Here is a 10,534-nt window from a genome sequence, read left to right as displayed (position 1 = left end):
GTAAATAGTTTTTTTGTCATTTTCAACATTCTCCGATCCCAATTTTCCTTTTATTATACAAGAAATACCCTATAGAATAGACTTTTTTCAAGTGTCTATTCTATAGGGTACATTTTATTCAGATGCTTTACTTTTTTTTTACATTAGTTTAGACAAGCCTTAATAATAGTTTATTAAAATGAAAGTGTATTCATTCATTATATTCACTGTGTATAAAGTTATAATGATATGAACATTTGCATATTTTAATTTAGTGATAGAAATTTCGTGAAAGGTGGGATATTCTAGTCATAGGTTAACCGGACGACATCATAGGATCCTAACAAAATGTTTACAATAATTCAATTATAAAATGGAGGATTTTATATGAAAAAGAAAGTACTTGCTTTAGCAGCAGCTATTACATTAGTTGCTCCATTACAAAGTGTTGCATTTGCTCATGAAAATGATGGGGCACAGAGATTTGGAGTTATTCCGCGCTGGTCTGCTGAAGATAAACATAAAGAAGGCGTGAATTCTCATTTATGGATTGTAAACCGTGCAATTGATATTATGTCTCGTAATACAACACTTGTAAAACAAGATCGAGTTGCACTATTAAATGAATGGCGTACGGAGTTAGAGAACGGTATTTATGCTGCTGACTATGAAAATCCTTATTATGATAATAGCACATTTGCTTCACATTTCTATGACCCTGACAATGGGAAAACTTATATTCCGTATGCAAAGCAGGCAAAGGAAACGGGAGCTAAATATTTTAAATTAGCTGGTGAGTCTTACAAAAATAAAGATATGAAACAAGCATTCTTCTATTTAGGATTATCTCTTCATTATTTAGGGGATGTAAATCAACCGATGCATGCGGCAAACTTTACGAACCTTTCATATCCACAAGGGTTCCATTCTAAATATGAAAACTTTGTAGATACGATAAAAGATAACTATAAAGTAACGGATGGAAATGGATATTGGAACTGGAAAGGTACGAATCCAGAAGATTGGATTCATGGAGCGGCAGTAGTTGCGAAACAAGATTACGCTGGCATTGTAAATGATAATACGAAAGATTGGTTCGTGAGAGCTGCTGTATCACAAGAATATGCAGATAAATGGCGCGCTGAAGTTACACCAATGACAGGTAAGCGTTTAATGGATGCACAACGTGTTACTGCTGGATATATTCAGCTTTGGTTTGATACGTACGGAAATCGTTAAGTATTTAAAAAAGGTCAAATCTCAGAATAGAGTATTTGGCCTTTTTATCACTATACAATACATGGAGGTATGAAACGTGAAAGGTAAATTGCTAAAAGGTGTACTTAGCTTAGGTGTTGGTTTAGGGGCTTTATATAGCGGAACGTCAGCTCAAGCAGAAGCGTCTACAAATCAAAATGATACATTAAAAGTGATGACGCATAATGTATATATGCTATCAACAAACTTATATCCGAACTGGGGACAAACTGAGCGTGCTGATTTAATTGGGGCGGCAGATTATATAAAGAATCAAGATGTAGTTATATTAAATGAAGTGTTTGATAATAGCGCCTCAGATCGTTTATTAGGGAATTTGAAGAAAGAATATCCAAATCAAACAGCGGTATTAGGTCGTAGTAGTGGTAGCGAATGGGACAAGACGTTAGGAAACTATTCATCTTCAACTCCTGAAGATGGTGGCGTTGCGATTGTGAGCAAATGGCCAATCGCTGAAAAGATTCAATATGTATTTGCAAAAGGATGCGGGCCAGATAATTTATCGAATAAAGGATTTGTATACACGAAAATTAAGAAAAATGATCGTTTCATTCACGTGATTGGTACGCATTTGCAAGCGGAAGATAGCATGTGCGGAAAAACTTCACCTGCATCTGTACGTACAGACCAATTAAAAGAAATTCAAGACTTTATTAAAAATAAAAATATACCAAAGAATGAGTATGTGTTAATTGGTGGTGATATGAACGTAAATAAAATAAATACAGAGAACAAGAATGATTCAGAGTATGCATCTATGTTTAAAACATTGAACGCTTCTGTACCATCTTATACTGGACATACAGCGACTTGGGACGCGACGACAAACAGTATTGCAAAATATAATTTCCCTGATAGTCCTGCTGAGTATTTAGATTATATTATTGCAAGTAAAGACCATGCGAACCCATCGTATATAGAGAATAAGGTGTTACAGCCGAAATCTCCACAATGGACTGTTACATCATGGTTCCAAAAATATACGTATAATGATTACTCTGATCATTATCCAGTAGAGGCGACTCTTTCTATGAAGTAGTTTCAAAAAGTTTCTTCGTAAAGAAGAAACTTTTTTTATTTGCAAACAGGAAAATCACACTTTCTTTCCAATATGTATAAGACATATTGAGAAGAGGAGAGAAAAATGTGGATCGAGGACTTTTTAAAGAAGTTCCATTACCGTGTGCATTTTTGGATGAAGTGGCTTTAGATAGAAATATTCAATCGATTATAGAGTTAAGTGGAAATAAAAAGATTCGTATAGCGAGTAAATCGTTACGCTCTGTTCCGATTATGCAAAAGATTTTAGCTGCAAATGATCGATTTCAAGGTATTATGTGCTTTTCACCTAGAGAGATTTTATTTTTAATAGAACAAGGATTTAATGATTTATTGCTTGGATATCCTGCTTACGATGAAAGAGCTCTGTATGAAATTAGTTTGTTAACAAAGAAAGGTTTCATTATAACTTGTATGGTGGATTGTGAAGAGCATATTGTGTATTTAGAAAACATTGCTGAGAAATCTAAAGGATGTTTTCGTGTTTGTTTGGATATTGATATGAGTAGTCGTTTCTTTCAATTTCATTTTGGTGTACAAAGGTCCCCAGTAAAAAATGTGCAGGATGCGTTGAAAGTAGTAGAAAAGGTGAGAAGGTCATCATATTTAATGTTAGATGGTGTGATGGGTTATGAAGCTCAAATTGCTGGGGTGGGAGATCATATACCGAATCAATGGTTGAAAAGTAAAGTGATTTCGTATTTAAAGCAGAAATCAGTGCTAGAAGTTAAAGAAAGAAGAGAACATATTGTAAAAGCAATACAAAACATTGGTATTGAGCTAAGGTTTGTAAATGGAGGCGGAACAGGAAGCATAAAAACAACCGAGAAAGATAATTCAGTTTCAGAGATTACAGTAGGTTCTGCTTTTTATTCTCCAAAGCTGTTTGATTATTATAAAGAGGTGAAATTTCATCCAGCGGTCGGATTTGCCTTACCAGTTGTGCGGAAACCAGTCCCGTTTATTTACACTTGCCTAGGTGGTGGATATATTGCTTCAGGAGCAGTTGGAAAAGATAAAGAGCCTGAAGTTTGGAGACCGAAGGGTGCAAAACTATTAGCTTTAGAAGGTGCTGGAGAGGTACAAACACCAATTTTTTATAACGGCGAGGAACGAGTGGATATAGGAGAGTCCATATTGTTTCGCCATAGTAAAGCTGGTGAGTTATGTGAGCGTTTTCCTTTTTTGTATCGTGTTAAAAAAGGAGAGATTGTTGGGGAGTATTCAACATATCGGGGGGATGGCCAATGCTTTCTATAAAGGGACAAAAGTGGAGAAATTGGACAGGGAATGTAGAAGGAACGCCGCATTATACGATGTATCCAGAAAGTATACAAGATGTAGTAGAAGTTGTGGGGCTTGCGCGAAAAAAGGGGAAGAAAATTCGTGTTGTCGGTTCAGGACATTCGTTTACACCCCTTGTGCAAACGGAAGAAGTTTTAGTTTCTTTAGATGAATTGAAGGGTATTGTGAATATTGATGCAGAGAAGATGGTTGCTGAAGTATGGGCAGGAACAAAGTTATATGATTTAGGGAAGTTACTTGAGGAAAAAGGTTATGCGCAAGAAAATTTAGGAGATATTGATTTACAATCTATTGCAGGAGCGATTAGTACGGGGACTCATGGAACGGGTATTACCTTTGGGAGTTTATCAACACAAGTTATAGAGATTACGGCAGTTTTATCTAATGGTGAGAGTATAGTTTGTTCGGAAGCTGAGAACGTAGAATATTGGAGAGCGTTTCAGTTGTCACTTGGAATGTTAGGTATCATTGTAAAGATAAAATTGAAGGTTATTCCAGCGTATTCACTCGTTTATGAAAGTGAGAAACAGTCATTATCTACTGTAATGAACAAACTAGAAGAATATAAGAAGCATCGTCATTTTGAATTTTTCGTTTTTCCTTATTCTGATGAAGTACAAGTGAAACTTACGAACGAAACAACGAATAAAGGCAGTGATTTGAAATGGCATAAACTAAAGGTAGAGTTACTTGAAAATAGGATGTTCTCTTTACTATCTAAAGGATGTAAATGGTTTCCTTCTATAAGTAAAGGAGTGAGTCGATTATCAGCTAAAGCTGTACCAAACACAAAAATAATTGGCCCGAGCTATGAAGTATTTGCTACATCACGTACGGTACCATTTTATGAAATGGAGTATAGCATTCCTTCAAAGTATATGAGGACGGTTGTAGAAGAAATCTCAAATCTTATTGAAAAGAAAAAGTATAAGGTGCACTTCCCAATCGAATGCCGCTATGTAAAAGGGGATGATATATGGCTTAGTCCAGCCTATGGAAGAGATTCAGCGTATATCGCTGTTCATATGTATAAAGGTATGAAATATGCTGCTTACTTTGGCGAAGTGGAAAAAATTTTTCTGAAGTATGAAGGGCGTCCGCATTGGGGGAAAATGCATACATTATCGTATGAGCAATTACAAGATATATATCCAGAGTTTCATTCGTTTTTACAGGTGAGGAAATCTCTAGATGAACTTGGAATGTTTTTTAATCCTTATGCAGAAAAGTTATTTATCCCGCTATTTGTCAGGCAGTAAGACCCCCACCTCAAAATTCAGCGGAAGCAAAGAAGTTAGGTCGGGGCTGATTAAAGTTTCACATTATGTATATGAAAAAGCTGACAAATAATTATTTGTCAGCTTTTTTTAGTGTAATTGCATTTCTTGTATGACTAATATGTTCATAAAATAGTAGTTTATCACGGCTAAATACATGAAGTAAAACATGAATAATGAATAGGCCGTTAATGATAAATAGGAATAACAATGTAACGAGTAATACTAAAGGCTCTGTGTGATTTAAAATAGAGCTACTAGAAAGAATATAATTGATTCCGCCTAACGCAAAATAAAATATACCGTAGCGAATAAATAGTTCTTTTAATGTAATACGATTTGATTTTCCTTTCACGTGAATGCGAAGCAATGCTTTCCCAATTGTTTTTCCATTCGTAAAGTATGGAATAATAATAAAGTAAATAAGGATTGAACACGTAATGAAAATGAGTTCATACATATTCGTGTAAGATTGCATATTAGAAACGAAGAAAGAATTCCCTTTGTTTTTAACGACAGGTACGACGATAGATAAGAAAATCCAATCAATTTGCATCGCGATAAGGCGACGAATGAATCCGACTGGTTTCGTTTCCAAATTAATATGACTATCTAACTCGTTTGTCTTCGGAAGGAAGTACGTAAATATTGGTGCAATGATAAAACCAATTACGCCACCTAATGTATTTAAAAATAAATCATCGATATCAAATAATCGGTATGCACAATTGTATATACCGTATAATCCAGTCACTTGTGTTAGCTCAAAAAATAGTGAAAGGAAAAAGGAAATGCAAATTGTTTGTAAGAAACTACGTCGGAAATAATAACGTAAGTAAATGCCGAATGGAACAGTTAATAGAACATTAAAGGCAACTTGTAAAAACGCAGACTCTTTTAATAAGTAGAAATAAGTAGTTGGTTTCGTTAAAACTGCCGATGTATGACTACTAATCTCTTGTATGAAATAAAATGGTGAGAGTTGCATGTGTTGTGTATTAGCCGGTTGTAGGCTACAAGTATCAAACGTTTGTGGCAACGGCAAAATAACAAGAAAATAGGCATTTAATAAGTAAAGTAATAATGAGTATAAAATAAATGAGCGCCATTTATTTAAATAACCGTATTTTCGATAATTAAATATTAAAAAAGGGATTAAAAGAAACATTGCTAAAAAAGGAAATAAAATAAATGCTGTTTTCACTGGAAATAAATATGCAGTCAAAGTAAAACTCCTTTCAATAAAAATTCGTTTATCATTATAGCGCTAAAAATATTTAAATACAAAGTTAAAATTTTTCGAAATAGAAATAATTACTAATTTTATAGGGATTAAGTTATAATAAATTAAATATAAGGATATTGTGATTACATAATTTGAGAGAGGGTACAAGAGATGCGATATGAACTTTTTTCTGTAAGTGGGGATCATATTACGACTTTTGAAAGTGCATGGCGTTTTCAGGAGGGAGAACAGATTTTTGTTCATGATGATCAAACAAAACGAAACTTTATTATTATTCGGCTGACACATGATGTATTTCAACAAAATAAACATGTTATTCGTTTGTATTGTCAAGAGAAGAAAGTGTATGCATAAGAGAAGCCCTCTTACAGTATGAAAAGTAAGAGGGTCCTTATCTCGTTATTTGTGAACAGCCCAATTGATGAGGGCTGATTAAAGTTTCACTTTATCATTTTGGCCCTCGTAAGGAATAAAAAGAGAAGGATTAATGCACATAGGTAGCATTTGATTTGGAAGAAAGGATATAGCCTTGTATTTTGTGCTTCAAAGTTTCATTGCCTTCTTTTTGAGAAAGCCATGTATGGTAATCTTGTTGTGTTTTCCATAACATACGAATCATATACTCTGCCTTATCATTTGTACGATGAACATGTGAAAACTCTATGTTAATACAACCGTTCGTTCCAGGGGAAGGATAATATTGTTTAAGCCCATAAAGTAGCTCATTTTCATATCCGTACTTAATGTGAATGAGTTTAGTAACTATAAACATATAAACACCTCTTTTACGATAATAGTAGGAAAGATAGAATTACTGTAATAGTGAACTTTATAAAAAATATACTATTCAGAAAATTATAAGTAAATAATAGGTTTTAACTTAATAAAGGTATAAAAAAGCGAGTTATTCTATTACACTAGATGACTCGCTTTCAATTTGTAAGTTTTACTTTATAAGAAAATAAGAGTAAGTACACCTACGATAATACAATAGAAAGAGAAATATTTTAAATTTCCTTTTGCCATAATGTTCATAAACCATTTTAGTGAAATATACGTCATGATAAATGTTGCGATGAATGCAACGACATATGGTACGAATAATGTGTCTAGATTTGGATCATTTGCAATGTCTGTAATGCTTAACAATAAGCCACCTAAGCTAACAGGAATGTATAGTAAGAATGAGAAGCGAAGAGCTGTTTCTTGCTTCATACCAAGTAATATTGCTGCTACGATTGTGGCACCAGATCGGCTTATTCCGGGAATCAGTGCGCAAGCTTGTGCTAATCCGACGATGATTGCATCTTTCATAGAAAGGTCGCCATCATTTTTACGACCGCGTAAATTTCTAATAATCCAAAGGCCGACAGCAGTAATAAGAAGGGAAATCCCAACCATCTTCACACCTTTTAAGTACTGATCGATGTAATCTTTAAATAAAACACCAATAAAACCTGCTGGAATGGTTGCCATAACAAGATAAATAATAAAGAAGAAATCTGATTTTGCGTCTTCTGCTCTTGTAAATATATAAGAGAGACCATTCTTTGTTAGACGAATTAAATCATTTCTATAAATAAGTAATACAGCTAATAATGAAGCTGAATTAACAAGTAGTTCGAAGCTAAACCCTTCTATTTTTAGTTCTAGCAAATGTTGTGCTAAAACGAGATGACCACTTGAAGAAATCGGAATTGGTTCTGTTAGTCCTTGGAACAGACCGAGAATTAAATATTTTAAAACGTAGTAAAATTGTTCCATAATAACCTCCTTGTTTATTAGTTGAAAGAAACAACTTTTCCATTATAACAAAGATATGGATGAATATTGAAAAGAAATAAATATTCGAAATAAAATAAAAATCCCTTATAGCAGTATAAGGGATTTTTATTTTTAATTAAGAAGTTACTGTTCCTTGAAGACTTTTAGACAATTGAACATCGACTTTTTCAGCATCATGAATATGATTCATAATAGTAGTATTTAATTTTTGGAACATTTGTTGTGTGTTAGCGAATTCTCGTAATATGTCATCATTACAAGATTTTTGGTTTTCAATAGCCTTAATAACATTTGTAGCACCATTTTGTAACGTTTGAATCATAACTAAAATATTTTCAATTCTAGCATTTGTATCGGCGCTCATTTCTACACCTTCATCGACTAAATGTAAATTATCTTTTGTGTTATCATATGCTTTTTCAATTTCTTCTTGAATTTTTTTCGTTAAGTTGCCGATGTTTTTTGTACTTTCTGCTGTACTTTCCGCTAGTTTTCTTACTTCATTGGCAACGACAGCGAATCCTTTACCGTGCTCTCCAGCACGTGCGGCTTCAATACTCGCATTTAAAGCAAGTAAATTTGTTTGTGCTGCAATGTTTTGAATGACTTCTACAATTTGCTCGATTTCCTTTGAGCGTTCGCTTAGATGATTCATACTATTAGACGTGCGTTGAGATTGTTCACCTAATTTATTAATTACAATAAGTAAGCGGTGAACGGATTCTTTTCCTTCATTAGAGCAGTCAATAATTTCTGCAATAGATTGAATTAAGCTTTGTTCCTTTTGTAACATTTCATTATTTAGCTCATTGGAATGTGTCGTACGTGTTGAAACATTTTCGAAACATGAACTTAATTGTTGAACTAAATTTTGAAGTGTATTATGTTGGTTATTTACAAGTTGATGCTCTTGGACAACACTTTGTACACGATCGTGGATAGTAGAAATAGTCTCTTGTTTTTCAATATCTTTTTGTTTTAATTCTGCTTCTAATTCTTGTATACGCTCTTCTAATTGAGCAATTGTATGTTGGAGTGATTTTTTTTGAGTAAACATGTATTTATTTCAACCGCCTTCGAAAGTTATATTTTCTCTATATTTGGATTTTAGCATCTTTTGTATTTTTTAAATATAGGAATTGTTAAATATTTAAGAATCTATTACATTTTATTCATAATTCTCTTTTTTTTGTCACGAAAAATAAACTGTATTTAATCGTTTTGTAAACAAACTGTAAAATAAATCATGTATAACTGTATAAGAAGGGAGTCGGATTATGAACTATTTTAAGCGAATCAGCTGTCTAGTATTAGCAGGAATTATCGGTCTTTCTAGTACAGTCGCTGTTAAAGCAGAGTCAAACGACGAGAAACTTAACAACATGCAACAGCAATTGCAACAAAACGATGCAGAAATGCAAAAGAAAGAGCAAGAGAAGCAAGCTGTTAGTAAAGAAATTAAAGGTATCGAAAACGAACTACATAATTTAAATAATACAATTGCAAAAAATAAAGAGGATCAAGCTGCTATTCAACGTAAAATCGATGAAACACATAAGCAGATTGAGCAAAAAAAGCAAGAAATTGTCGTTTTGGAGGATAAAGTCCTTGCTCGTAAAGATATTATGAGAAAACGTATGGTTTCTGTTCAAAACAGTTCAAATACAAGTTTAGTAGTAGAAGTTGTAGTAGAATCAAAAAACTTTGCAGACTTCTTACAACGTATGAACGCAGTTTCTACTATTCTAGAAGCTGATAAAGAAATTTTACGTCTACAAGAACAAGATCTTCGTCAAATTGAAGAAGATAAGAAAACAATTGACGAAAAAGAAGCATCTTTAGTAGTAGACAAACAAAAATTAGCAAAAGCGCAAGCTGAACTGCAAGATAACTTGAAAAAGCGTCAAGATAACTTACAAACAGTTCAAGCTAAATATAATGAAGTTGCAAGTCAACTTAATTTAGCAGCGGAAGAAAAAGCTAAAATTGAATCAAATATGAAGACAGTACAAGAAACGATTGCTCGTGAGCAAGAAGCAGCAAGAATCGCAGCGGAAGAGCGTGCAAAAGCAGAAGCGGCTGCAAAAGCAGAGCAAGAAGCTTTAGCGAAAGCACAAGCAGAAATTGCTGAAAAGCAAAAGCAGGAAAAAGCTAGTAAACCAGCTGAACCAGTTGCTAATAATAATTCGAAGGTACAACCTACCAAACCTGCACAACCTGAACCACCTTCTAAGCCAACTGCTGGTGGGAAAGAAATTTATGTAGAAGCTACAGCTTATACAGCTGATCCAGCGGAAAATGGTTATGCACCAGGTCAACAAGTATTTTCTGCATGGGGACACTATAACTTAACTGCAAACCCAGGAATGAAATTAATTGCTGTAGATCCAAATGTTATTCCATTAGGTAAGACTGTAAATGTTGAAGGTTATGGAGTAGCAATTGCAGCCGATACTGGTGGAGCTATTAAGGGGCATAGAATTGATGTTTTAATGCCAGATAAAGGTTCATCAAGTAGTTGGGGCAGAAGAACAGTTAAAGTTACAATTTTAAACTAAAGCGAAATCCAACTTTACAATATGTAAAGTTGGATTTTTTTATAATA

At 33.7% G+C, this 10,534-nt stretch carries 9 protein-coding genes and 1 pseudogene; 6 read left to right on the top strand and 4 right to left on the bottom strand.

What is annotated here, in order from left to right:
- Positions 1 to 366: 366 nt before the first annotated feature.
- From cerA to CGQ22_RS29325, 4 genes are all read left to right on the top strand, one after another.
- Complete coding sequence (cerA, locus tag CGQ22_RS29340; protein ID WP_000730995.1) at positions 367 to 1,218, top strand: phospholipase CerA; 852 nt, start codon at positions 367 to 369, stop codon at positions 1,216 to 1,218.
- A 76-nt stretch (positions 1,219 to 1,294) separates the two neighbouring features.
- Positions 1,295 to 2,296, top strand: coding sequence for a sphingomyelinase C (gene sph / locus CGQ22_RS29335; RefSeq protein WP_000676791.1), 1,002 nt, complete (start codon positions 1,295 to 1,297; stop codon positions 2,294 to 2,296).
- Positions 2,297 to 2,403: 107 nt separating this feature from the next.
- A complete protein-coding gene (locus CGQ22_RS29330) occupies positions 2,404 to 3,576 on the top strand; it encodes an amino acid deaminase/aldolase (RefSeq protein WP_000373793.1) in 1,173 nt (390 codons plus the stop codon).
- Entirely contained in the window at positions 3,564 to 4,880 is a 1,317-nt protein-coding gene (locus CGQ22_RS29325) for a D-arabinono-1,4-lactone oxidase (RefSeq protein ID WP_000948945.1), read from the top strand. The genes CGQ22_RS29330 and CGQ22_RS29325 overlap by 13 nt, the downstream gene beginning before the upstream one ends.
- A gap of 91 nt (positions 4,881 to 4,971) precedes the next feature.
- On the opposite strand, the gene CGQ22_RS29320 is transcribed toward CGQ22_RS29325, so the two are convergent.
- Positions 4,972 to 6,123 (bottom strand): VanZ family protein, encoded by a 1,152-nt coding sequence (locus CGQ22_RS29320; RefSeq protein ID WP_000128028.1) that lies wholly within the window; start codon positions 6,121 to 6,123, stop codon positions 4,972 to 4,974.
- Between the two features lie 171 nt (positions 6,124 to 6,294).
- On the opposite strand from CGQ22_RS29320, the gene CGQ22_RS29315 reads away from it, so the two are divergent.
- Positions 6,295 to 6,498: a hypothetical protein gene (locus CGQ22_RS29315; RefSeq protein WP_001268332.1), complete on the top strand. Its 204-nt coding sequence runs from the start codon at positions 6,295 to 6,297 to the stop codon at positions 6,496 to 6,498.
- Positions 6,499 to 6,628: 130 nt separating this feature from the next.
- On the opposite strand, the gene CGQ22_RS29310 is transcribed toward CGQ22_RS29315, so the two are convergent.
- The 3 genes and pseudogenes from CGQ22_RS29310 to CGQ22_RS33060 form a co-directional block, all read right to left on the bottom strand.
- Positions 6,629 to 6,916, bottom strand: a complete 288-nt coding sequence (locus tag CGQ22_RS29310; protein ID WP_000471251.1) for an antibiotic biosynthesis monooxygenase — start codon at positions 6,914 to 6,916, stop codon at positions 6,629 to 6,631.
- Positions 6,917 to 7,095: 179 nt separating this feature from the next.
- On the bottom strand, positions 7,096 to 7,908 hold the full coding sequence (locus CGQ22_RS29305; RefSeq protein ID WP_089149709.1) for an undecaprenyl-diphosphate phosphatase: 813 nt from the start codon (positions 7,906 to 7,908) through the stop codon (positions 7,096 to 7,098).
- Positions 7,909 to 8,044: 136 nt separating this feature from the next.
- Positions 8,045 to 8,575, bottom strand: a pseudogene (locus CGQ22_RS33060) (methyl-accepting chemotaxis protein); the annotation flags it as partial.
- 631 nt (positions 8,576 to 9,206) lie between these two features.
- On the opposite strand from CGQ22_RS33060, the gene CGQ22_RS29295 reads away from it, so the two are divergent.
- Positions 9,207 to 10,487 (top strand): 3D domain-containing protein, encoded by a 1,281-nt coding sequence (locus CGQ22_RS29295; protein WP_001105790.1) that lies wholly within the window; start codon positions 9,207 to 9,209, stop codon positions 10,485 to 10,487.
- Positions 10,488 to 10,534 lie beyond the last annotated feature (47 nt).

It is taken from the genome of Bacillus sp. M13(2017), from assembly GCF_002218325.1.
Lineage (GTDB): Bacteria > Bacillota > Bacilli > Bacillales > Bacillaceae_G > Bacillus_A > Bacillus_A thuringiensis_K.
This window is presented reverse-complemented; position numbering and strand designations above follow the sequence as displayed.